Origin of the sequence: Halomonas sp. THAF5a (assembly GCF_009363755.1) — a bacterium.
In the GTDB taxonomy this organism is placed as follows: Bacteria; Pseudomonadota; Gammaproteobacteria; order Pseudomonadales; family Halomonadaceae; genus Halomonas.
Genome location: NZ_CP045417.1, coordinates 3,014,645 through 3,036,389 on the forward strand (window position 1 = coordinate 3,014,645; position 21,745 = coordinate 3,036,389).

Below are 21,745 nucleotides of genomic sequence, written 5' to 3' on the forward strand. Positions count from 1 at the left end.
CGCATCTTGCCCGTCGAGCCGTGAAAAGAAAAGGTGAGGCGGCGCGTCACGCTGCATCAGGGAAGCCAGCCGATCCGAACGGACCGGACAATAAGAAAAAAGGCCGAGTAAAATCGGCCATTTGGATTCGTAACGTCGGTAAACGCGTTACTGGATGCGCTCGAGCACGCGGATGGATTCCAGCATGCGCTGCATGTCCTGCCGGCTCGTGGCGCCGGTGGCCTCGCCCAGCTGAATACGCAGCCGTGTCATGTTGCGGACCTGCTGCCGGTTGCTGGAGAGCTGAATGGACTGACGCAGCCCGCGACGCGAGACGATCTCCTGGCGCGCCAGGCCCGCCCCCGGCAGGTCAAGCGTCATGCCCAGACGGCCGGATTGCCGGTCGATCGACACCTGGGCGCCGCCCGGCGTCGTCATCCCGAGCGCGTTGTTGGCCGCCGGCATCTCGCCACGGCCCACCTCATGGCCGACGTCGATCCAGAAGGCGTTGTTGGCGCTGTTGAAGTCGCCGCCGGCCTGAACCAGCTGCACGACCCCCGTGCCGTTGGCAGTGCCCCCGTCGATCACGGCTCCCTGCCCCACCGTCGACTGCCGATAGGCCGCATACTCTTCCGGGGTGGTCGCAGTGATGTGGGAGGAGAAGGTCGGCGACGGCTGACCGCTGGCCATGTCAAACCCCAGGTTGGCCCGGGCGTGGACCTTCTCCCCCGCGGCCGTGCTCCAGTCCATGGACATCTCCACGCCGAAGAACAGCACCTCGCGGCTGTTGACGGCCTTGCCCCGCAGCTGGGCGAGCTCATGATCGGACAGCTGACGGCTGTGCTGGAAGACCGGACTGCTGAAATCGGTCGCCACCGTGGCCGCTCGCGCCGCCAGGGGAGCAGAGAGCACCAGCGATGCGCCGATCAGCGAGACGCCGAACGTTCCGCGACACCGCCACCATTGGCTTTTCAAGCGGTTCATGACTTGCCCCTCGTGTGTAGCCTTGCGAATCTTCAGAACACTTCGGCATGACGAAACCCGAAATCCAGCAGCCGCTGTTTCGGGACCGGTGAGAAGACGTCGGCCAGCCGGCGCGCCGTCAGCGGCTGCTCCGGGTCCAGCAGCACCGTGTGGGTGTCGAAATTCTCGCCCACCACGGCGAAGATGATGTTGTTCCAGGCCGCGAGGAACTCATCCCGCGGCATGACCTTGTTACCCAGCGCCGGGTCGCCGATATAGACCCGATCGCCGGCCACCTTCTTCATCACCACAAAGTGCTGATAACCGTCCAGGTCCAGCAGGACGATGACGGGAATCGAGACTGTATCCAGGGCGGGCTCGTCGATCCTGTAGCCGCGGCCGCGCAGGCCGACGGTCTGGACGTAGTTGTTGAGATCGAGCAGCGAGAAGCCCAACTTCCTCGCCTGGTCGGCGTCGGCGATCTCGAACATGCCCTCGAGCACCGCCGCCTCGGTCACCTCGGAACGCCCGTAGGCGTACTTCAGGATGGTCGCCAGGGAGGCGGCGCCGCAGGAGAAGTCGGTCTCCTGGGCCACCAGGTTCGCGAAGCGACGCTCCTGAATGCTCTGCACCGGCTTGACGACGCTCGTCCCGGGCACGACGTTGCCCAACCGCACAGGCGCGGCCTCGGCCACGAGGGCGCCGGTGGTCATAAAGGCTGCCGTCAGCAGCCCCGTGAGGGTGGTGTGTAGCCCTGGCATCGTGATCCCCCTGCCGAAGCGGAAATACCCGGCCCGCCAGGGGCGGACCGGGTAGGGCCGTGGCATCGGCTCACTGGGCGCGAGCGATGGAGAGCGTGTTGCTCTGCAGGTTGGCATTGCCGGCGGCGATGTTGACGCCGACATTGCCGGTCGCGTTGTTGAAGCTGTTGGTAAGCGAGGCGGTGTTGGTATTGACGGTGCAACCGCAGGCCACGTCGTTGTCCAGCTCGTTGCCGTAGACGGTCTGGACGCCGGCCACCGTCGCCTCGGCGGAGCTGTTCTGGCCCACCGCCAGTGTCATGCCGTTGTGCTGGCCGTTGCCGAAGCCTGCGGCCATGTTCACCCCCAGGTTGCCCGAGGCGGTGTTGAACGAGTCGCTGGCGCCGGCGCTGTTCGTGGTGCCATCGTTGTCGTAGCTGTTGTTCGAGCTCGACTGGATCGAGAAGGTCGCGGCCTTGGCAAAGACCATGGACTCGTAGGTCTTCTCTACCTCTTTCTCACCAAAGATAGTATCAACGGTATATGTTTCGGTGGTTTCCCCCTCGCTGCCCTTGGAGATGGCGGCGTCGTTGGCCTGGCCGTTCAGGCCGCCGCTGGCGATGTTGACCCCGATATTGCCCTGGGCGTTGTTGCCGGAGTTCAGGGTCCCGGCACTGTTATTGCTCAGATCGTCGTAGACGGTGTTACCATCCATGTACTGCTTGCGATCCACGGTCGCGGTGGAGAAGTGGTCGGGATCGTGCACTGTGGCATCCAGCGTGAGATCCACGTCGATATCGTTGTCGACCTTGTGGTTGACCTCGACGTCGATCGAGTTTTCGACGGTGACATCGAGGGCGGCACTGGTGGAGAACTCATTGTCGCTGTCGCCACCGCCAGTGTTCGTTGCCAGCGCATAGGGTGCGGCGAGCAGGGCGGTGATGGCCAGGGCGAGCGGAGTCTTAGCGAAGGTTTTCATGGTCTTTCTCCTGAATGAACCTGAGGTTCTTGCTCTTGGTATTGTTAAGGCACGCCTACCGCTATCTGCGAGCATCGGATGTCATGCGGACACCGACATGGTTCCCGGTAGCGTTGCCCCTTCCTGCCGACTGATTCACCTGGATGACGCCGCGCGACCCGGCAAAGGCCGTCTCGTCGATGGCGACTCGCCGTGACGACGCGGTATCTTCCGACTCCTCCGTCGGCTCCTGCGTGCGGGACAGCACCTGGCCCAGCGTCTCGCTGCTCAGGGAGCTGCCCCTTATGCCCAGAGCCACACTCAGGGTGTTGCTCTGCACATTCTCCTGCCCCGCGACCTGGTTGACGGAAATCCAGCCAACCGCCTGACTCAGCGCGTGGTCTTCGATGACGGCGCTGGCCTGTTCCGGCACGAGGCGATTATTGGTCGTGACGATTTGCACCACGATGTTGCTGGCCAGGGCGTTCTCGCCCATGGCGATGACGCCGGCGTTGCTCTGCAGGTTTTGACTGCCGGCGGCCATGTTGACGTTTATGGCGCCCTGAACGTTGCTCAGGGAGCTGCCGTCGATGATCGAAGCGGCGCGGTAGCTGGTGAAGACCCGATGATGGACCTCATCCGAAAGGCTCTCCTGCCCCCAGGCCAGCGCCCCGCCGCCGACCGTGACGAGCGTCGACAGCCCCGCGGCCATCAGGGCGGCGGCCGCCCCGCGGGCCCGATGTCGAGCGGTCAGGCGCTTCGGGGCGAAGCCCTCGAAGGCGCCTTTCCGGCTCGATACGGCTGTCTTGTCGTTAACGCTCATCATCGAATTCACCTGGCGCTATTTGTCTTGAGAATTAGCAATGCATCCATGGAGCCATCGCCGGTCGTATTTTTTACGATTACTGCTTTTTTCGTTACGGCTTTTATCGTTACTGCCCGACCCTGACCGTCTGACTCTGATGGTTGCGATGTCCGGACGCTTCATGACGGCGATTGGTATCGCTGCCACCCCCTTTGCGAACGGAACGCCCCTCGTCCCAAAGAATGACCCCGAGCCCTTCGTCGATCGCCGAGGCCGACTCGCGGGCGTAGCGCCCCCTGATCTCGGCCAGCGTTTCTGGGGAAAGCGCTTCCACCCGCGTACCGCCTTGCCGCTTAAATGCCTGTCCGTCGACGTCCCGCCGGGTTGCGTCATCGGCAAGAGCCGCGGCAGACACCAGCACGCCGGTCGTGATCGCCACCGCGATGATTAACGACCGAGCAGCGCGGGACTGCTGAGTGCGGCTTGACCCGGTGCAGCTCGCCGTTTCGAGCGTGGTCGCTGTGTGCTGGTGGCGTGTCGGCATGTCCGATCCCCTTTTTGTTTCAAAATGTATATGGCAATACCCGTGCCAAAATTATCAAATCTATGATTTTCCGAGTTTTTTATAAAAATCGTCCAAATGTGTGCGCGGAAAACTGTTGCTTTTGCGTAACAATATTTACCTTTACCACCGATACCGAGTCGCTCGATGGGCCTGGACCGCTGCCGCCGGGCCTTTGTCGCTCTCTGCGGAAAAGTGGAAACAAGATGTAACATTTGCTGACAAAAACACCTTGAAGACATGCAGACCACTGTTTTTATGGCTAAAAGAACTTTGTTTGATCGTGACGTCGAACGCGAGGCGCGCTCTTTTCGCGCGTCGAAGCGACCCGTATCGGTGTCTGAACCCGCGATTTGCCGCCGGCTGAACACCGGCCTCGCGACTCGGGCGACAGACGCGACGGCCGCGCCCTCGGCGAGCGCAACGTATTCGGTCAGCGATCAAAAGGGCGTCTGGCACCGTTACGCCGTCTTCGGATCGGCGCAGGCGGAAAATCGGGGCGTGCGTGCCTTGCACGACCAAGGATGGATACCGTGTCGCCCCCCCCTCCCCGGGGAGAGTCCCATCGGCGAGCCGCCTGCGGCGCCGAGCGGGACACGGCGCTGCGGGCAGCGCCGGCATGAAGCCACGTGTTGGAGAGCCACTTGCTTGAGAGCCACGTGCCGGAGAGCCACGTGCCGAAGCGTCGGTGTCGCGACGATATTCGTGTTTGGGAGGAAGGATAGGCGGCAGGCGCGGACCTGCGCCGGCCGCAAAGCGTCATGAAGCATGCCTCATGGCGCATCGAGAGGGGCAGCGAGTCCTGTCCGCCATCAGCCGATTCGGGAATCGGCCCTGCCCCGCCTATTCCTGGAACGGCGCCTCGACACAGGGATTAGGGGGTCGGCTGGACGGAAGACTCCGGCCGAATCACTCCGTGCTTTTCCATCAGCCGATAGATGGTGACGCGAGATACGCCCAGCTCCTTGGCGGCCGGATGGATCTTGTTCTTGTTGCGCCCCAGGGCGGCGATCAGCGCCTCGCGCTCGGCCCGATCCTTGGCCTGCTCCAGGGTGAGAATCTGGCGCGACATCTTGCGCCGCTCGATCCCCAGGTCTTCGGGCTGGATGAGGCGGTGTTCACACATGATCATGGCGCGACGCATGCGGTTGATGAGTTCCCGCACGTTACCCGGCCAGGAATACTGCCGCATGACCAGCAGGGCTTCCCGGGATATGCCCCTGAGATGGCTGGGCTTTTCGCCGGCGAAACGCTCGAAGAAGTAGCGGGCCAGTATCTCGATGTCCTCCTGATGCTCGCGCAGCGGCGGCACCTTGATCTGCAGGACGTTCAGGCGGTGATAGAGATCTTCACGGAATCGCCCCTCCTCGACGGCCCGCTCGAGATCGACGTGGGTCGCCGCGACAATGCGCACGTCGACGGGAATATCCTCCAGGCCGCCCACTCGCTGGATGGTACGGGTTTCGAGAAACCGCAGCAGGTTGACCTGCAGCTCGAACGGCAGGTCGCCGATCTCGTCGAGGAAGAGGGTACCGCCATCGGTCGCCTCGATCCGTCCGATCTTTCTCTGCACCGCCCCTGTGAAGGCCCCCTTCTCATGGCCGAAGAGTTCCGACTGGATCAGGTGATCCGGTAGGGCGCCACAGTTGATGGCATGGAAGCAGGCAGAGGCGCGGGGCGAACGCTCGTGAATCGCCTGGGCGGTCAGCTCCTTGCCGGTTCCCGACTCGCCGCTGATGAACACCGGCGCTTCCACGGCGGCCACCTTGCGTATCATTTGAAACAGCTTCCACATCACGGGCGTGGAACCCACCATCTCGTATTCCGAGTCGTCGTTCGACGCAGCCCCGGACATGCCTCGCTGCTCCACGTCGTGTCGTTGAAGAGTCGACATCATATGGGCCTGCTGCATCAGACAGCTAAGCTCCTGGCTCTCGACGGTCGGTGCGACCACCCCGTGGCACAGCGTGGCAATCAGCTTGCGGCTTTCCGCCGCTTCCAGGGTGTCTTCGGCGGCCACGGCCAGCCACAGGCACCGACTGCGTAGAATCAACGATTCGAGCTGACCAAGATGGTCGGCCGACAGGCCATCGACATGCACCACGCCAATGCGGCACCCGGAGTCGTCCTCGAGACAGCAGCCGGACCACGGGGGCGAGAGCCGTGTCACGTCCCAACCAAGAGTACGAATCGTTGCTTCCAACCGCTCCGCTTCGCCCGGTGCCTCGGCGATCATCCAACAGCCCTGCTTGACTTCCATTGCGCGTCTTCCCTCCCTCTCCGGCGGCGTTCCGCCGACAAGGCATGGTGGGCGGCAGAATCTATGCACCTGATAGAAATTGCAGCATTGCTTCGCGTCGCTCGAACACGACGCAACGTCCTGATGCAGTGTTCATATCAACGAATCATGGTGTAACAATCTGATACATCATAATTACAAACAGGGTTGAGTATAGCAGTCTTCCAGAATTAGCCACGAAACGGCAGCGCCGTCTCGGCCGCCGCGACATAGGCCTCGACGTGGCGGCGCTCCTCGGCGCAGAAGCGTGCCACGCCGTCGCGCAGCCGGGCATCGGCGATGTGATGCAGCGAGGTGAGCCGCTGGGGCGCGAAGCCCCGGGCGAGCTTGTGCTCCCCCTGGGTGCCGGGGTCGAAGCGGGTCAGACCCCGCGACAGGCAGTGCTCGATGCCCTGGTAGTAGCAGGCCTCGAAGTGCAGGCAGTCGGCGGCCACCTCGCTGCCCCAGTAGCGCCCGTAGAGGGTGCGCGCGCCCTGCAGGCAGAGCGCGGCGGCCACCGGCCGCCCCCGGTGGCGGGCCTGGACCAGCACCAGCGCATCGGGCAGGGTGCGGCGCAGGCGCTCGAAGAAGTCGAGGCCGAGATAGCCGTGGCGGCCGCGCTCGAGGTAGGTGATCTCGTAGCAGCGAAAGAAGTGCGCCATGGCGTCCGCGTCGATGGCCGCGCCTTCCAGGCGGTGCAGGGTCAGCCCCTGCTCGGCCACCAGGCGACGCTCGCGGCGGATCGCCTTGCGCCGCTTGGCGGTCAGGGCGGCGAGAAAGCCCTCGAAGTCGCCGTAGCCGGGGTCCCGCCACTGGAACTGCACGCCCCGGCGCGCCAGCAGCGCGGGGCACGCCTCGCGCCAGGCCGCCACCTCCTCCGCCTCGGCGAACAGCAGGTGCCAGCTCGAGCGCTCCCCCGCCTCCCAGGCCCGGGCCAGCAGGCGACGCGCCGCTAGCGGATCGACATGGGACGCCAGCGCCAGACGCGGCCCCGGCGCCGGGGTGAAGGGGATCGCCGAGAGCCCCTTGGGATAGTAGTCGCCACCCACGCGCTCCCAGGCCTCGGCCCAGCTCCAGTCGAAGACATACTCCCCGTAGGAGTGGTGCTTGTGGTAGTGGGGCAGGATGCCGACCAGCGCCTCGCCCTCCCACAGGGTCAGGTGGTGCGGCACCCAGCCGGTGGCCGGGCTCGCCGCGCCGCTGGCCTCCAGGGCGTGCAGGAACTCATGGCGCAGAAAGGGATGATCGTCGCCCACCAGGGCGTTCCAGCGCGCCGCCGGCACCGCCTCGATGGCGGTCAGCTCGCTCATGACCAGTTCCGGCATGGGGCCTCCGGGGAAAGCGGGGCCGGCGGCTGACAAGCCACCGGCATTGCGCCTACATTGTGCGCAGACCCAACCCCCGATGCCACCGCCATCACCGACAGGGAGACGCGCATGGCCGACGCCCGCGCACTGCTGGCGCGCCTGGAGCGGCAGCGCCACGCCTTCACCGCCGAGCCTTACCCCTCGGCGGCGACTCGACGCGACCGCCTCAAGCGGCTTGCGACCATGACGCGCCAGCACCGCGACGAGATCGTCCGCGCGATCCGCCAGGACGTCGGCCATCGCGCCGAGGCCGAGACGCGCCTGGCCGAGATCGCCACCCTGCTGCAGGCCGTGCGTCATGCCCGGCGGCGCCTGAAGCGCTGGATGAGGCCGCGCCGCGCGGCCCTGCCCTGGCGCCTGGCGCCCGCCCGGGCGCGGGTGCATCGCCAGCCGCTGGGTGTGGTGGGGATCATCGCCCCGGCCAACTACCCCTGGCAGCTGGCGCTGCTGCCGGCGGTGGACGCCCTGGCCGCCGGCAACCGGGTGATGATCAAGCCGAGCGAGCACGCCCCGACCACCGCCGCGCTGATGGCACAGCTGGCGGCGCGCTACTTCGCCCCCGAGGAGCTCGAGGTGGTCGAGGGCGACGCCGACGTGGGCCGCGCCTTCGCCGCCCTGCCCTTCGACCACCTGCTCTTCACCGGCCCGACGTCGATCGGGCGCGACGTGGCGGCCGTCGCCGCGAAGCGGCTGACCCCGGTCACCCTGGAGCTCGGCGGCAAGGCGCCGGCCATCGTCGCCGACGACGCCGACCTGGCCCACGCCGCCCGACGCATCGCCGTCGGCAAGTGGCTCAACGCCGGCCGGACCTGCATCGCTCCGGACCACGTGCTGATCGATGCCGCGCGCCTGCCGGCCTTCATCGAGGCGCTGAGAGAGGCGGTGGCGGCCTTCTATCCCCGGGGCACGGCCAGCGACGACTATTCGGCGGTGCCCGGGGAGGCGGCGCGAGGCCGCCTCGAGGCGATGCTCGCCGAGGCCCGGGACCACGGCTGCCGGGTGATCGAGCTCGGCGAGCGCGTGGAGCTCACCCGCGGCGTGAAACTGCCGCCGACCCTGGTGGTCGACCCCACCGCGAACCTATCGATCATGCGCGAGGAGATCTTCGGCCCCTGGCTGCCGGTGATCGGCCTGGTCGACTTCGAGGCCGCCCTGGCCCGGGTGGCCGAGGGGCCGCGGCCACTGGCGCTCTACGCCTTCACCGACGACCCGACGCGGCGCCGGCGGCTGCTGGAGGAGACCCGCTCCGGCGGCGTGACCTTCAACGACACCCTGTGGCAAGGCGCCGTGCCCGACCTGCCCTTCGGGGGCGTAGGCGAGAGCGGCATGGGCGCCTACCATGGCGAGGCCGGCTTCCTGCGCTTCAGCCACCAGCGCAGCGTCTTCGTGCAGGCCAGGCGCAGCGCGGTGGGGCTGCTGAACCCGCCCCATCGACAGTGGCTGATCAGGCTGCTCGGCCTATAAAGTAATAAAACTACAAATAAGGCGAAACAGCGGCTACTATAGGCAAGATTTCGCAGATTAGATTGGTAAACTTACCAAATAAAACCGAGCCGAGGTGCTTCATGGCCAGCCAGACCCCCGCCCTCCACGCCACCGTCGCCGGCGTCACCCGCCGCATCCGCGAACGCTCCGCCGAGCGACGCGCCCTCTACGAGACGCGGATGGCCGACCAGCATCGCCGCGGCGTGCACCGCGGCGAGCTCTCCTGCGGCAACCTGGCCCACGGCTTCGCCGCCTGCGGCGCCACGGACAAGAATTCGCTGAAGCTGATGAACGCGGCCAACCTGGGCATCGTCTCGGCCTACAACGACATGCTCTCGGCCCATCAGCCCCTCGAGACCTTCCCGGAGACCATCAAGGCCGCCGCCCGCGCCATGGGGTCGACCGCCCAGTTCGCCGGCGGCGTGCCCGCCATGTGCGACGGCGTGACCCAGGGCCAGCCGGGCATGGAGCTGTCGCTGTTCTCCCGGGATGTGATCGCCATGGCCGCCGCCGTGGGGCTTTCCCACAACATGTTCGACGCCGCGCTCTACCTGGGCGTATGCGACAAGATCGTGCCGGGGCTCTTCATCGCCGCGGCGCGCTTCGGCCACCTGCCGGCCATGTTCGTGCCCGCCGGCCCCATGCCGAGCGGCCTGCCCAACAAGGAGAAGGCGCGCATCCGCCAGCTCTTCGCCGAGGGCAAGGCGAGCCGCGAGGACCTGCTCGAGGCCGAATCCGCCTCCTACCACAGCCCCGGCACCTGCACCTTCTACGGCACCGCCAACTCCAACCAGCTGATGATGGAGATGATGGGCCTGCACCTGCCCGGCACCTCCTTCGTCAATCCCGGCACCGAGATGCGCGAGGCGCTGACCCGCTTCGCCACCGAGCAGGCGATCCGCAACACCGAGCAAGGCGGCGACTACCGCCCCTTCTACCAGCAGATCGACGAGCGCGCCATCGTCAACGCCGTGGTGGGCCTGCTGGCCTCCGGCGGCTCCACCAACCACACCCTGCACCTGATCGCCATGGCCGCCGCCGCGGGCATCACCCTGACCTGGGACGACTTCACCGAGCTCTCGGCGGTCACGCCGAGCCTGATGCGGGTCTATCCCAACGGCCAGGCCGACATCAACCATTTCCAGGCCGCCGGCGGCATGAGCTTCCTGTTCCGCGAGCTGCTCGACGCCGGCCTGATCCACGGCGATATCCCCACGGTGTTCGGCACGGAGCTCTCCGCCTACACCCGGGAGCCCTTCCTGGAGGACGGCAAGCTCACGTGGCGCGAGGGCCCCGAGGCCAGCCTCGACACCGAGGTGCTGCGCGCCGTGAAAGAGCCCTTCGCCCCCACCGGCGGCCTCACCGTGCTCGACGGCAACCTGGGCCGAGGCGTGATCAAGGTCTCGGCGGTGGCCGAGGAGCATCGCGTGGTGGAGGCCCCGGTGCGCCTCTTCGAGGACCAGAACGAGATGAAGGCGGCCTTCGAGGCCGGCGAGCTCGACCGCGATGTCATCGCCGTGGTGCGCTTCCAGGGCCCCAAGGCCAACGGCATGCCGGAGCTGCACAAGCTGACGCCCTACCTCGGCGTGCTCCAGGATCGCGGTTACCGGGTGGCGCTGGTCACCGACGGGCGCATGTCCGGCGCCTCCGGCAAGGTCCCGGCGGCCATCCACATGAGCCCCGAGGCGCTGGATGGCGGCCCCCTGGCCAAGCTGCGCGATGGCGACGTGGTGCGCCTGGACGCCAACGCCGGCACCCTGGAGGCCAAGGTCGACGCCCACATCTGGGCCGACCGTCCGCTGCACGTCGCCGAGCTGGACCACTATCACGTCGGCCTGGGCCGCGAGCTCTTCGCCGGCTTCCGCCACCTGGCCATGCGCGGCGAGGAGGGCGCCGGGGTCTTCGGGGGCTTCGAGGCCGACGACCTGGCCCGCCAGGAGGGACAGATCCACGACGAGGATGCCTGAATGACCCGCCCTGCCCTGATCGGCGATATCGGAGGCACCAACGCGCGCCTTGCGCTGGTCACCCCGGACACCTTCGCGCCCCATGACATCCAGAGCCTGCCCTGCGCGGACTACCCCGGCCTGGTGGAGGCGGTGCGCGACTACCTGGCGCGGGTCGGCCTGACCGGGGACGACGCCCCGCAGGAGGCCTGCCTGGCCTTCGCCTGCCCGATCCGCGGCGACAAGGTGACCATGACCAACAACCACTGGACGTTCTCGCGCCGGGCGGTCCAGGAAGCGCTGGGGCTGCGCCTCTTCAAGGCGATCAACGACTTCACCGCCCAGGCCCTGGGCGTGCCCCACGTGGCGGCCGACGACCTGGCGGAGGTCCAGCGCGGCGAGGCGATCCCCCACGCGGCGCGGCTGGTCATCGGTCCCGGGACGGGGCTGGGCGTGGCCGGGCTCTTCCCCGGCCGCCGGGCCTGGATTCCGCTGCCCACCGAGGGCGGCCACGTGACCTTCGCTCCCACCGACGAGCGGGAGCAGAACCTGCTGCGCCACTTCCGCAACCGTTATGGTCGCGTCTCGGTGGAACGCCTGCTGTGCGGTCAGGGCCTGCTCGATCTCTACCTGGCGCACTGCTCCCTCAAGGGCGCCCCGCCCCGACTGAAGAGCCCGGCCGAGGTCACCGAGGCGGCCGGCAGCGGCGACGGCGTGGCTCGTGATACCCTGCTGCGCTTCCTGAAGATCCTCGGCGACGTCAGCGGCGATGCCGCCCTGACCGTTGGCGCCCGCGGCGGCGTCTACCTGTGCGGCGGCATCCTGCCCCGCCTGCTGGACTGGCTGCCGCAGAGCCGCTTCCTGGAGGCCTTCGCCGACAAGGGGCGCATGAGCGCCTACACCGGGCAGATTCCCGTCCGGGTCGTGACCGCCCCCTGGCCGGGCCTGCTGGGCGCCGCCGAGGCCCTGCACAACCCTGAGGTCGACTGACCACGGAGAACATCGCATGATTCCTGCATCCCTGCGCCGCCTGCTGGACGCCACCGACGGTCAGCGCCGTGTCGACTGGGCCGGCCGAGAGGTCTGGCTGGCCCGGGAGGCCTGGGGCGAACTGGCCGTCTCCCTGCAAGGCGCCCAGGTGCTCCACTATCTTCCGGTCGGCGCTCCGGCGGCCGGCGCCCCGGACGCGACCGATGCCACGCGCGCCGCAGGCGCGTCGGCGGCGCCCGACGACGCCTCCCCCTACGGCGAGGATCCCCTGGTGCCCGGTGGCTGGCTGTGGGTCACCCCCACCCCCCAGCACCGCCCGGGAGCGATCCGCGGCGGCATTCCGCTGTGCTGGCCCTGGTTCGCCGACGAGCACACCGCCGACGAGTCTCCGGACCGGTCCGGCCCCCTGCACGGTCCGGCCCGCAAGGCCGACTGGCGCCTCGATGCCGTCGACGAGCACGAGGAGGGCGTGGAGCTGCACCTCTCCCCCCTCGAGCGACTGCACTCCCAGCTGGTGCCGCGCGCGGTCATCCAGGCCAACGCCCATCGCCTGCACGTGGAGCTGATCACCGAGCATGTCGGCGAGACCCCGGTGAAGATCACCGGCGCCCTGCACAGCTACCTGGCGGTTCATGATGCCTTCGCCTGCCGGGTGGAAGGCCTGGCCGGCGCCCGCTACCTGGACAAGCTCGCCGATTTCGCGGAGTGCGAGCAGCAGGGCGAGCTGGGCGTGCGCGGCGGACTCGACCGTCTCTACCACACCAACGCCGAGCTCACCCTGGACGATGGCGCGCAGCGCCTTCGCATCGCCCGCCAGGGCAGCGATTCGGCGGTGATCTGGCACCCTGCCGACGCCCCGCCCCCCGACACGGCCGTCGCGGCCGCCCGGCACTTCCTGTGCATCGAGTCGGCCAACACCCGGCTCGACCCCGTATGGCTGGTGCCCGGCGCGCAGCACCTGCTGGGCACCACCCTGAGCCTGGAGACTGAGACATGATTCCCGTGATCGCCTTCGGTGAAGCCCTCGTCGACATGCTCTCCAGCCGCCTCGGCGCGGCCGACGAGGGCGCGACGGAGACCTTCACCCCTTACGCCGGCGGCGCGCCGGCCAACGTCGCCGTGGCCTGCGCGCGACTCGGCGTGCCCAGCCGCTTCCTCGGCATGCTCGGCGACGACCACTTCGGCGACTTCCTGGCCGAAGAGCTCACCGCCCAGGGCGTCGACATCTCCGGCGTGACGCGCACCCGCGAGGCGCGCACCGCGCTGGCCTTCGTCTCCCGCGATGCCGCGGGCGAGCGCACCTTCGACTTCTACCGGCCGCCCGCCGCCGACCTGCTCTACCGCCTGGAGCACCTGCCGGCCGGCGTGTTCGCCCAGCCGGCGATCCTGCACCTGTGCAGCAACAGCCTGACCGACCCGGAGATCGCCGAGACCACCCTGGCGATGGCCGAGATGGCGGCCCGGGCCGGCTGCCTGATCAGCGTCGACGCCAACCTGCGCCACAACCTCTGGGCCGAGGGCCGCGCCGACAGCGCCCTGGTCACCCGGTTGCTCGACAGCGCCGACCTGCTCAAGCTGTCCCGCGAGGAGGTGGACGACCTGCGCGGCGACCATCCCGAGGAGGCCTGGCTGGCCGAGCGCCTGGCGGCCGGCGTCAAGCTGGCGGTGATCACCGACGGCGGCGAGCCGGTGCGCGCCCTGGGCGCCGGGCTCACGCTGGCGGTCGCCCCGCCGCCGGTGCAGGCCGTGGACACCACCGCCGGCGGCGACGCCTTCATCGGCGGGCTGCTGGCGGCGCTGGCCGAGGGCGGCTTCGCCGAGGGCTGGCATCAGGACACCGAACGCCTGGAGGGCGCGCTTGCCTTCGCCTGCCGCTGCGGCGCCCATGCCGTGACCCGCCCGGGCAGCTACGTCGCGCTGCCGACCCGGGCCGATCTCGTCGAGGCCTGATCCTGCCCGACACGAAGACGCCCGATGATGCCGGTCATCATCGGGCGTCTTCGCGCATGCAAGCCGCCTTGGCGCCGAGGCCTCCCGGCGACGGCGCCGCCTCAGGCCGCGACCAGCGCCTCCAGGGTGGCCCGGGCGCCGCGCCGATGCAGGCTCTCAAGCGCCTGGAGATAGGCCTCGCGGAAGCGCGCATTCTCGGCCAGATCGCCGAACAGCTCCTGGTTCTCGATGAAGGCGGTGGGATGCTCGTGGTTGCGTGCCGCGATCGCCATCAGCTCGTCCTTCAGGCGGTCGACCACGGTGATCGGCTCGCCCTTCTCGTCGACCCCCTCGTCGTAGCGCGCCCAGCTCGCCACCACCGCCGCGCAGCGATGGACATCGCCGCCGCTCTCGAGCTGCTGGCGAATCAGCGGCACCATCCATTTCGGGATGCGATCCGAGCTCTCGGCGCACAGCCTGGCCAGGGTGTCCCGCACCTCGGGGTTGGCGAAGCGGCGGATCAGGGTGCGGCGATAGGCATCCAGGTCGACCCCCGGCAGCGGCGACAGGGTGGGGGTCGCCTCGTGGGTCATGTAGTCGAGCAGGAAGGCCTCGAACAGCGGGTCGGCGCTGGCCTCGTGGGCGTAGCGGTAGCCGGCCAGGTAGCCGAAGTAGGCCAGCGCCTGGTGGCCGGCATTGAGCAGCCGCAGCTTCATCAGCTCATAGGGCACCACGTCCTCGACCAGCTGGACCCCGACCCGCTCGAGGGCGGGACGGCCGGCGACGAAGTGATCCTCCAGCACCCACTGGGAGAAGGGCTCGCAGACCACCGGCCAGGCATCCTCGACGCCGAACCGGCTGCCGAGCTCGGCGATGTCCTCGGGGGTGGTGACCGGCGTGATGCGATCGACCATGGAGTTCGGGAACGGCACCTCGGCCTCGACCCAGGCGCCGAGCTCGGCATCCCGGGCATGGGCGAAGGCGGTGAACATCCTGCGGGCGACGTCGCCGTTGCCCTGGATGTTGTCGCAGGACATCACCGTGAAGGGCGTGAGGCCCCGCTCGCGGCGGCGGCGCAGGGCCTCGATGACCAGGCCGAAGGAGGTCCTGGGCGCGGCCCCAGGCACCAGGTCATGCTGGACGTCGGGATTGTCGAGGTCGAACTCGCCGCTGATCGGGTGGAAGTTGTAGCCGCCCTCGGTGACGGTCAGGGAGACGATGCGGATCGCCGGGTCGGCCATCGTCTCGATCACCGCCTCCGGGTCCGCCGGGGCGAACAGATAGTCGAGCATGGCGCCGATCACCCGCGCCTCGCGACGGCCGTCGGGGTGCTTCACCACCAGGGTGTAGAGATGATCCTGCGCGGCCAGGATCTCCTGCATGCGCCGATCGCCGGGCATCACGCCGACCCCGACGATGCCCCAGTCCAGCGCCTCGCCCCGGTTCATCAGCTCGTCCAGGTACATGGCCTGGTGGGCGCGATGGAAGCCACCGACCCCGATATGGACGATGCCCGCGGTGACCGCCTGCCGGTCGTAACTCGGTGTGGCGACATCGGGCCCCAGGTCCGTCAGGTGGGCGTTGTCGAGTTGGGTCATGCTGGTTGCTCCTGAGAAGCGTCATTCCCGCCGGGATCGGGCGGTGTGAGTAAGGTACCGGGAGGCTTCCCGGCCAACGAAGGTGGATCGCAAGCGGCTACACGATCGCTTGCCAGTGCAGGTCGGCGGGCATTGAGGCGGCCTTGATCAGGCGGGCATTGAGCATGTCCTTGTGACGGGTGCGCTCGATGGCACCCGCCGGGTCCTGCCCCATGCCCAGCCAGCGCTCGATCAGCCGCGCCTCGAGCACCTCGTCGGGCACCTCGAGGAACAGCGTCAGGTCGAACAGCGACCGCAGCCCCGGCCAGTCGCCCTGATCGAGCAGCAGGTAGTTGCCCTCGACGATGATCACCCGGTGCTCGGGGGTGATCAGTCGGCCGCCGGCCCGCGCCAGGTCCAGGGGCCGGTCGAAGACCGGCACGGCCACGGTGCGGTCGGCCCGCCGGATCCGCGCCAGGTCGTGCCGGAGGCCGTCGATATCGAAGGTCTCCGGGGCGCCCTTCACCGGCACCAGGCCCTCGGGGGCGAGCACCGCGTTGTCGTAGTGATAGCCGTCCATGGGCACCACCGCGGCGATGCCGGGCCGTCGCTCGTTGAGCTCGCCACACAGCCGGCCCGAGAGGAAGGACTTGCCTGCCGCCGGTGGCCCGGCCAGGGCCACGATGAAACGCGCCTTGCCGCTCGCCGCCTCGAGGAGCCGCTGGGCCATGTCGTGGATAGGGGGAATCATGGTCGTCATTCGGGTCTTCGCTCGTCACGTCGGTTCATCCAGTCTTCATCATCGACGCTTGATGCCGGTGACACCACCGGCGGCTCACGAACGCCCTCACGCCTGACATGTCCCACGCCCCTCAGGAACCGACGGCGGGGGCGCGCGCGGCCCGCCACTGCTGCACCAGGGCCTCAAGGCCCCGCATGTGATCGAGCACCTGCCAGGCCCCGGCCGCGCGCAGCCGCTCGGCCTGCCCCGCCGGCACATGGCTGGCGCCGACGAAGCCGATCACCGTCATGCCGGCCGCACGGGCCGCGGTAACGCCGGCCACGCTGTCCTCCACCACCAGGCAATGGTCCGGCGCGCAGGCGAGCTCGGCCGCCGCCAGGCGATAGAGCGCCGGGTCCGGCTTGGGCGCCGCCACCTGGTCGGCGGTGAAGATCGGCACCCCGTCCAGCCGCGCCTCGAGCCCGGTGGTGGCAAGGGACGCCAGCACCCGCTGGCGTCGGCTGTTGGAGACCACCGCCAGCGGCAGCGTGAGCCCCGCGAGGGCCTCGGCGACGCCGTCGATGGCGGTCAGTTCCCGGCCCAGCCGCGCCTCGATGGTCTCGTCGACCCGTTCCGTGGCGTCGGGCGGCAGGCGATGGGCGCTGCGGGCCTCCAGGTGCGCGAGGATGTTCGCCGTGGTCATGCCGAGCGCCGCCTTCAGCTCGGCCTCGGCGGCCAGGTCCGGCAGCCAGGCCCCCAGCAGGTCGATCAGGGTGGCCTCGGCGATCGCCTCGCTGTCCACCAGCACGCCGTCGCAGTCGAAGATCAACCGATGCATGGGCGTGTCCTCACTGACCGACGGCATCGGAGGCCGCCCGGTTGTCCTGGCGCTTGAGGCCGGCCAGGGGATGCTGGTTCAGGCTCGGCAGCGCCAGGCCCTGCTCGTCGAAGAGATGCGCCCGCCCCGGGGCGAAGCCGAAGCGCACCTTGTCGTGGACCCGATGCGCCACGTCGCCGTCGGCCATGAGGGTGATCATCGCCTCGCCCATCTGCACGTACAGCGAGGTCTGGCCGCCCAGGCGCTCCAGCACCTGGATGCCCCCCTCCAGCGGGCCCTGGTCGTCCAGCGCCAGATGCTCGGGTCGGATGCCGAGCTCCAGGGCGGTCCCGGGGCGCAGGTCCTTGCCCTCGGCCGGCACCTTGGTGATGCCCCCACCCGGCAGCCTGACGCTGACGCCCTCGGCGTCGGCCTCCACCACCTCGACCGGCAGGAAGTTCATCTTCGGCGAGCCGATGAAGCCGGCCACGAAGCGGTTGCGTGGGTGGTGGTAGAGCTCCATCGGCGAGCCGACCTGCTCGATCTCGCCGCCCTGCAGCACCACGATCTTGTCGGCCATGGTCATGGCCTCGATCTGGTCGTGGGTGACATAGATCATGGTGGCATCGAGTTCCTCGTGGAGGCGGGCCAGCTCGATGCGCATCTGCACGCGCAGGGCCGCATCGAGGTTGGAGAGCGGCTCGTCGAACAGGAAGATGCTCGGGTTGCGCACGATGGCCCGACCGATCGCCACGCGCTGGCGCTGGCCGCCGGAGAGGGCCTTGGGCTTGCGGTCCAGCAGCGGCTCGAGCTGCAGGATCCTGGCCGCCTCGAGCACCTTCTCGCGGCGCTTCTCCTTGGGGACGCCGGCCAGGCGCATGCTGAAGCCCATGTTGTCCTCGACCGTCATGTGCGGGTAGAGGGCATAGCTCTGGAAGACCATGGCCAGGCCACGATCGGCCGGGCCCACCTCGTTCATGCGTTGGCCGTCGATGAGGATGTCGCCGCTGGTGGCGCTCTCGAGCCCGGCGATCATGCGCATCAGGGTCGACTTGCCGCAGCCGGAGGGCCCGACGAAGACCACGAATTCCCGGTCGTTGACCTCGAGATCGACGCCCTTGATCACGTGGGTGTCGCCGAAGCTCTTGGTGATCTGCTTGAGTTCTAGCGTTGCCATAATGAGATTCCTTTACCCGGCGGCGCCGGGGCGCCGAAAAGTAGCTATTTCTTGTCGTTATGCCAGGGCAGCGGCCGATGACGTGTCGTCGGCATCGTCACCATTCATTTGACCGCACCGAAGGTCAGGCCGCGCACCATCTGTTTCTGGGTGAGCCAGCCGAACACCAGGATGGGGGCGATGGCCATGGTCGAGGCCGCGGAGAGCTTGGCCCAGAACAGCCCCTCGGGGCTCGAGAAGGAGGCGATGTAGGCCGTCAGCGGCGCCGCCTGGGACGAGGTCAGGTTGAGACTCCAGAAGGCCTCGTTCCAGCTCAGGATCACCGACAGCAGGCCCGTGGAGGCGATGCCGGGCAGGGTCAGCGGCAGCAGCAGGTAGAGCACCTCCTGCACGGTGCCGGCGCCGTCCATGCGGCCCGCCTCGAGGATGTCCTTGGGCATGTCCTTGAAGAAGGTGTAGAGCATCCACACCACGATCGGCAGGTTCATCAGGGTGTAGACGATGATCAGGCCGGTGCGGGTGTCCAGGAGCCCCACATCGCGGAACAGCAGATAGATCGGCACCAGCACGCCGACCGGCGGCAGCATCTTGGTGGACAGCATCCACAACAGGGTGCCCTTGGTGCGCCTGGTGGGCAGGAAGGCCATCGAGTAGGCCGCCGGAATGGCGATCACGAGCGCCAGCAGGGTCGAGCCGAAGGCCACCACCACGCTGTTGATGGCGAACTTGGCGTAGCCGGCGCGGCTCTGCACCTCGGCGTAGCTGTCGAGGGTCGGCGAGAAGATCAGGCTCGGTTCGGCGATCGCCTCGGCCTCGGTCTTGAAGCCGGTCAGCACCATCCAGAAGATCGGGAAGAAGATCACCAGCGCCACGCTCCAGCCCAGCACGCCGAGCCACAGGCGCCGGTTGAGCAGGGCCTCGGTCAGGGCCGATCGCTTGGCCGGCGGAGCCGAAGCCACGGAGGGGGTTCTTGCAGTCGTCATGGGCGCGCTCCTGCGTCAGCTTTCCAGGTTCTTGGCCACCATGCGGACCAGGAAGATGGCAACGATGTTGGCGAGGATGATCGCGACCACCCCACCGGCGGAGGCCATGCCGACGTCGAAGTCGAGCAGGGCGCGGATGTAGATCAGGTAGGCCAGGTTGGTGGTGGCAAGCCCCGGGCCGCCGGAGGTGGTGACGAAGATCTCGGCGAAGATGGTCAGCAGGAAGATCATCTCGATCATGATCACCACGCTGATCGCCCGTTTGAGGTGCGGCAGGGTGATGAAGAAGAAGATCGCGATCGGCCCGGCGCCGTCCATGCGGGCGGCCTCGACCTGGTCCTCGTCCAGCGACTGCATGGCGGTGAGCAGGATCAGCAGCGCGAACGGCAGCCACTGCCAGGCCACGATGATGATGATCGAGGTCAGCGGCAGCGACGAGAACCAGTCCACCGCCGGCAGGCCGAAAAGCTCGGCCACCCAGGACAGCACCCCGTTGGCCGGGTGCATCATCATGTTCTTCCATACCAGGGCGCTGACCGTGGGCATGACGAAGAAGGGCGAGATGGCGAGCACCCGGGCGATGCCCTGGCCGAAGAACTCCTGCTGGAAGAGCACCGCCAGCAGGGTGCCGCCGACCACGGTGATCACCAGCACCCAGCCCACCATCAGCAGGGTGGTGCCCATCGCCGACCACAGGGCGGGATCGGTGAACAGGTACTCGTAGTTCTCGAGGCCGGCGAAGCCGGTCATGCCCGGCATCAGCAGGTTGTAGCGCTGCAGCGAGAACCAGACGGTCATCGCCAGCGGCACGATCATCCACAGGAAGAGCAGGGAGACGGCGGGCGCCTGCAGCGAGAGGGTTCTCAATCCGCCGATGGTGCGCCCGGACGTTCTGGTCTTGTTCATACTCGGTCACCGTGAGGGGTCGCGAAGAAGGCGCCGGCCGGGGCTTCCCGGTCGGCGCACACGGATCAATCCAGGTAGCCGGCGCGCTTCATGGTGCGCTCGGTGGCGCGTTGCGCCGCCTGCAGGGCCTGCTCGACGGAGGTCTCGCCGGTCAGGGCCGAGGCCACCATCTGGCCGACCTGGGTACCGATGGACTGGAACTCCGGAATGCCGACGAACTGCACGCCAATGTAGGGGCTCGGCTCCAGGGTCGCGTCGGTGGGATCGGCGCCCTGGATGGCGTCCAGCACGAAGCCGGCGAAGGGCGCGGCCTCCTGGTAGTTCGGGTTCTCGTAGGTGGACTTGCGGGTGCCCGGGGGCACGCTGGTCCAGCCCTCACGCTCGCCGACCAGGTTCACGTACGCCTCGGAGGTCGCCCAGGTGATGAACTCCCGCGCCGCGTCCTTGGACTCTGACGAGGCCGGGATCGCCAGGGCCCAGGACCACAGCCAGTGCGAGCCCTTCTCCGTCTTCGCGACCGGTGCCGGGGCGAAGCCCAGCGCGTCGGCGACCTGGGACTCGTCGGTGTCGAACAGCTTGCCCGCCGCCGAGGTGGCGTCGACCCACATCGCGCAGTTGCCGCGGGAGAACAGCGCCAGGTTCTCGTTGAAGCCGTTGGAGCTGGCGCCCGGGGGGCCGAAGTCGTTGAGCAGGTCGACATAGAAGCCGATCGCTTCCTGCCAGGCCGGGGAGTCGATCTGCGGGTTCCAGTCCATGTCGAACCAGCGCCCGCCGAAGCTGTTGACCATGGTGGTGGCCAGCGCCATGTTCTCGCCCCAGCCCGGCTTGCCGCGCAGGCAGATGCCGTAGCGCTCCTGGTCGGCATCGTGCAGCTGACCGGCCCATTCGCGCACCTGGGGCCAGGTCGGCTGCTCGGGCATCGTGATGCCGGCCTCCTCGAACAGGTCCTTGCGGTAGTACATCATCGAGCTCTCGGCGTAGAACGGCAGCGCCTGTAGGGTGCCGTCCTGGCTCAGGCCGTCGCGCACCGACTGCAGCAGGTCGTCGACCCGGTAGTCGGCGGGCAGGTCGTCGAGCGGCGCCAGCCAGCCACGCTCGGCCCAGATGGGCACCTCGTAGGTGCCGATGGTCATGACATCGAACTGGCCGCCGCCGGTGGCGATGTCGGTGGTCAGGCGCTGGCGCAGCACGTTCTCCTCGAGGACCACCCAGTCGAGCTCGATGTCCGGATGCGCCTGCTCGAAGGCCTCGGTGAGGCCCTGCATGATCACCATGTCGTTGTTGTTGACGGTGGCCACGGTCAGGGTCTCCGCCTGGGCGGCGGTGGCGCCGAGGGCCGTGAAGCCGGCCAGGGGGAGTGCGCGTGAAAGCGTCATGGCTTGCTCCTTGGGAAGGTTGTTGTGTTGTTATCGGGTCACACGAGAAAATGATCATTTCAATCATTCAACGATCAAATGATCGGATAGCGACCCCGAAAAGGCAAAGCCACCGGGCTTATACTTTAGGCGCAAGACAGGGTGCGGAAGGAGCGACGCACCGACGGGAAGCCCATGGGGGGCGCC

19 protein-coding genes are annotated in these 21,745 nt (G+C 68.0%); 5 read left to right on the top strand and 14 right to left on the bottom strand.

The features are described from left to right. Nucleotides 1-147 precede the first annotated feature (147 nt). The 7 genes from FIU83_RS13670 to FIU83_RS13700 form a co-directional block, all read right to left on the bottom strand. Nucleotides 148-963 carry a hypothetical protein gene (locus FIU83_RS13670; RefSeq protein ID WP_152484555.1) on the bottom strand — a complete coding sequence of 272 codons (816 nt, stop codon included), beginning with the start codon at nt 961-963 and terminating at the stop codon, nt 148-150. A 32-nt stretch (nt 964-995) separates the two neighbouring features. Further along, complete coding sequence (locus FIU83_RS13675; RefSeq protein ID WP_152484556.1) at nt 996-1,703, bottom strand: C39 family peptidase; 708 nt, start codon at nt 1,701-1,703, stop codon at nt 996-998. Nucleotides 1,704-1,773: 70 nt separating this feature from the next. Continuing rightward, the gene (locus FIU83_RS13680; protein WP_152484557.1) at nt 1,774-2,661 is read right to left on the bottom strand and encodes a hypothetical protein; all 888 of its coding nucleotides are present in this window, start codon (nt 2,659-2,661) and stop codon (nt 1,774-1,776) included. Nucleotides 2,662-2,722: 61 nt separating this feature from the next. Further along, nucleotides 2,723-3,466, bottom strand: coding sequence for a hypothetical protein (locus tag FIU83_RS13685; RefSeq protein WP_152484558.1), 744 nt, complete (start codon nt 3,464-3,466; stop codon nt 2,723-2,725). Nucleotides 3,467-3,572: 106 nt separating this feature from the next. Next, entirely contained in the window at nt 3,573-3,989 is a 417-nt protein-coding gene (locus tag FIU83_RS13690; RefSeq protein WP_152484559.1) for a hypothetical protein, read from the bottom strand. A gap of 892 nt (nt 3,990-4,881) precedes the next feature. Further along, nucleotides 4,882-6,267 carry a sigma-54-dependent Fis family transcriptional regulator gene (locus tag FIU83_RS13695; protein WP_253939479.1) on the bottom strand — a complete coding sequence of 462 codons (1,386 nt, stop codon included), beginning with the start codon at nt 6,265-6,267 and terminating at the stop codon, nt 4,882-4,884. Nucleotides 6,268-6,476: 209 nt separating this feature from the next. Next, nucleotides 6,477-7,610, bottom strand: coding sequence for a GNAT family N-acetyltransferase (locus tag FIU83_RS13700; protein WP_152484560.1), 1,134 nt, complete (start codon nt 7,608-7,610; stop codon nt 6,477-6,479). A gap of 111 nt (nt 7,611-7,721) precedes the next feature. Here FIU83_RS13700 and FIU83_RS13705 point away from each other — a divergent pair, with 111 nt between their 5' ends. The 5 genes from FIU83_RS13705 to FIU83_RS13725 all read left to right on the top strand — a co-directional run bounded on the left by FIU83_RS13705 (nt 7,722) and on the right by FIU83_RS13725 (nt 14,023). Beyond that, the gene (locus FIU83_RS13705; RefSeq protein WP_152484561.1) at nt 7,722-9,116 is read left to right on the top strand and encodes an aldehyde dehydrogenase family protein; all 1,395 of its coding nucleotides are present in this window, start codon (nt 7,722-7,724) and stop codon (nt 9,114-9,116) included. Between the two features lie 101 nt (nt 9,117-9,217). Next, nucleotides 9,218-11,104 (top strand): phosphogluconate dehydratase, encoded by a 1,887-nt coding sequence (gene edd / locus FIU83_RS13710; protein WP_152484562.1) that lies wholly within the window; start codon nt 9,218-9,220, stop codon nt 11,102-11,104. Beyond that, nucleotides 11,105-12,073: a glucokinase gene (glk, locus tag FIU83_RS13715; RefSeq protein WP_152484563.1), complete on the top strand. Its 969-nt coding sequence runs from the start codon at nt 11,105-11,107 to the stop codon at nt 12,071-12,073. It begins immediately after the preceding gene. Between the two features lie 16 nt (nt 12,074-12,089). Beyond that, the gene (locus tag FIU83_RS13720; RefSeq protein WP_172976089.1) at nt 12,090-13,070 is read left to right on the top strand and encodes a D-hexose-6-phosphate mutarotase; all 981 of its coding nucleotides are present in this window, start codon (nt 12,090-12,092) and stop codon (nt 13,068-13,070) included. Beyond that, entirely contained in the window at nt 13,067-14,023 is a 957-nt protein-coding gene (locus FIU83_RS13725) for a carbohydrate kinase (protein WP_152484564.1), read from the top strand. Before FIU83_RS13720 ends, FIU83_RS13725 begins: the two co-directional genes overlap by 4 nt. A 101-nt stretch (nt 14,024-14,124) precedes the next feature. Here the strand turns inward: FIU83_RS13725 and FIU83_RS13730 are convergent, their stop codons facing one another. The 7 genes from FIU83_RS13730 to FIU83_RS13760 form a co-directional block, all read right to left on the bottom strand. After that, nucleotides 14,125-15,600, bottom strand: coding sequence for a mannitol dehydrogenase family protein (locus FIU83_RS13730; RefSeq protein ID WP_152484565.1), 1,476 nt, complete (start codon nt 15,598-15,600; stop codon nt 14,125-14,127). A gap of 97 nt (nt 15,601-15,697) precedes the next feature. Next, nucleotides 15,698-16,330 carry a nucleoside triphosphate hydrolase gene (locus tag FIU83_RS13735; protein ID WP_152485378.1) on the bottom strand — a complete coding sequence of 211 codons (633 nt, stop codon included), beginning with the start codon at nt 16,328-16,330 and terminating at the stop codon, nt 15,698-15,700. 121 nt (nt 16,331-16,451) lie between these two features. Continuing rightward, a complete protein-coding gene (locus FIU83_RS13740) occupies nt 16,452-17,138 on the bottom strand; it encodes an HAD family phosphatase (RefSeq protein ID WP_016856509.1) in 687 nt (228 codons plus the stop codon). Nucleotides 17,139-17,148: 10 nt separating this feature from the next. Then, nucleotides 17,149-18,294 (bottom strand): ABC transporter ATP-binding protein, encoded by a 1,146-nt coding sequence (locus FIU83_RS13745; protein WP_016856510.1) that lies wholly within the window; start codon nt 18,292-18,294, stop codon nt 17,149-17,151. A 104-nt stretch (nt 18,295-18,398) separates the two neighbouring features. Beyond that, nucleotides 18,399-19,277: a carbohydrate ABC transporter permease gene (locus tag FIU83_RS13750; RefSeq protein ID WP_026068621.1), complete on the bottom strand. Its 879-nt coding sequence runs from the start codon at nt 19,275-19,277 to the stop codon at nt 18,399-18,401. A 15-nt stretch (nt 19,278-19,292) separates the two neighbouring features. After that, nucleotides 19,293-20,183, bottom strand: a complete 891-nt coding sequence (locus FIU83_RS13755; protein WP_026068622.1) for a carbohydrate ABC transporter permease — start codon at nt 20,181-20,183, stop codon at nt 19,293-19,295. Nucleotides 20,184-20,248: 65 nt separating this feature from the next. Further along, nucleotides 20,249-21,559, bottom strand: coding sequence for a sugar ABC transporter substrate-binding protein (locus tag FIU83_RS13760; protein ID WP_152484566.1), 1,311 nt, complete (start codon nt 21,557-21,559; stop codon nt 20,249-20,251). Nucleotides 21,560-21,745 lie beyond the last annotated feature (186 nt).

Bases quoted from the DNA above. Each gene is read 5' to 3' on its own strand.
- FIU83_RS13755 (WP_026068622.1), bottom strand. From the start codon at position 20,183: ATGAACAAGACCAGAACGTCCGGGCGCACCATCGGCGGATTGAGAACC.
- FIU83_RS13740 (WP_016856509.1), bottom strand. From the start codon at position 17,138: ATGCATCGGTTGATCTTCGACTGCGACGGCGTGCTGGTGGACAGCGAG.
- FIU83_RS13695 (WP_253939479.1), bottom strand. From the start codon at position 6,267: ATGGAAGTCAAGCAGGGCTGTTGGATGATCGCCGAGGCACCGGGCGAA.
- FIU83_RS13745 (WP_016856510.1), bottom strand. From the start codon at position 18,294: ATGGCAACGCTAGAACTCAAGCAGATCACCAAGAGCTTCGGCGACACC.
- glk (WP_152484563.1), top strand. From the start codon at position 11,105: ATGACCCGCCCTGCCCTGATCGGCGATATCGGAGGCACCAACGCGCGC.
- FIU83_RS13730 (WP_152484565.1), bottom strand. From the start codon at position 15,600: ATGACCCAACTCGACAACGCCCACCTGACGGACCTGGGGCCCGATGTC.
- FIU83_RS13675 (WP_152484556.1), bottom strand. From the start codon at position 1,703: ATGCCAGGGCTACACACCACCCTCACGGGGCTGCTGACGGCAGCCTTT.
- FIU83_RS13700 (WP_152484560.1), bottom strand. From the start codon at position 7,610: ATGCCGGAACTGGTCATGAGCGAGCTGACCGCCATCGAGGCGGTGCCG.
- FIU83_RS13680 (WP_152484557.1), bottom strand. From the start codon at position 2,661: ATGAAAACCTTCGCTAAGACTCCGCTCGCCCTGGCCATCACCGCCCTG.
- FIU83_RS13750 (WP_026068621.1), bottom strand. From the start codon at position 19,277: ATGACGACTGCAAGAACCCCCTCCGTGGCTTCGGCTCCGCCGGCCAAG.
- FIU83_RS13685 (WP_152484558.1), bottom strand. From the start codon at position 3,466: ATGATGAGCGTTAACGACAAGACAGCCGTATCGAGCCGGAAAGGCGCC.
- FIU83_RS13690 (WP_152484559.1), bottom strand. From the start codon at position 3,989: ATGCCGACACGCCACCAGCACACAGCGACCACGCTCGAAACGGCGAGC.
- edd (WP_152484562.1), top strand. From the start codon at position 9,218: ATGGCCAGCCAGACCCCCGCCCTCCACGCCACCGTCGCCGGCGTCACC.
- FIU83_RS13760 (WP_152484566.1), bottom strand. From the start codon at position 21,559: ATGACGCTTTCACGCGCACTCCCCCTGGCCGGCTTCACGGCCCTCGGC.
- FIU83_RS13705 (WP_152484561.1), top strand. From the start codon at position 7,722: ATGGCCGACGCCCGCGCACTGCTGGCGCGCCTGGAGCGGCAGCGCCAC.
- FIU83_RS13720 (WP_172976089.1), top strand. From the start codon at position 12,090: ATGATTCCTGCATCCCTGCGCCGCCTGCTGGACGCCACCGACGGTCAG.
- FIU83_RS13670 (WP_152484555.1), bottom strand. From the start codon at position 963: ATGAACCGCTTGAAAAGCCAATGGTGGCGGTGTCGCGGAACGTTCGGC.
- FIU83_RS13725 (WP_152484564.1), top strand. From the start codon at position 13,067: ATGATTCCCGTGATCGCCTTCGGTGAAGCCCTCGTCGACATGCTCTCC.
- FIU83_RS13735 (WP_152485378.1), bottom strand. From the start codon at position 16,330: ATGATTCCCCCTATCCACGACATGGCCCAGCGGCTCCTCGAGGCGGCG.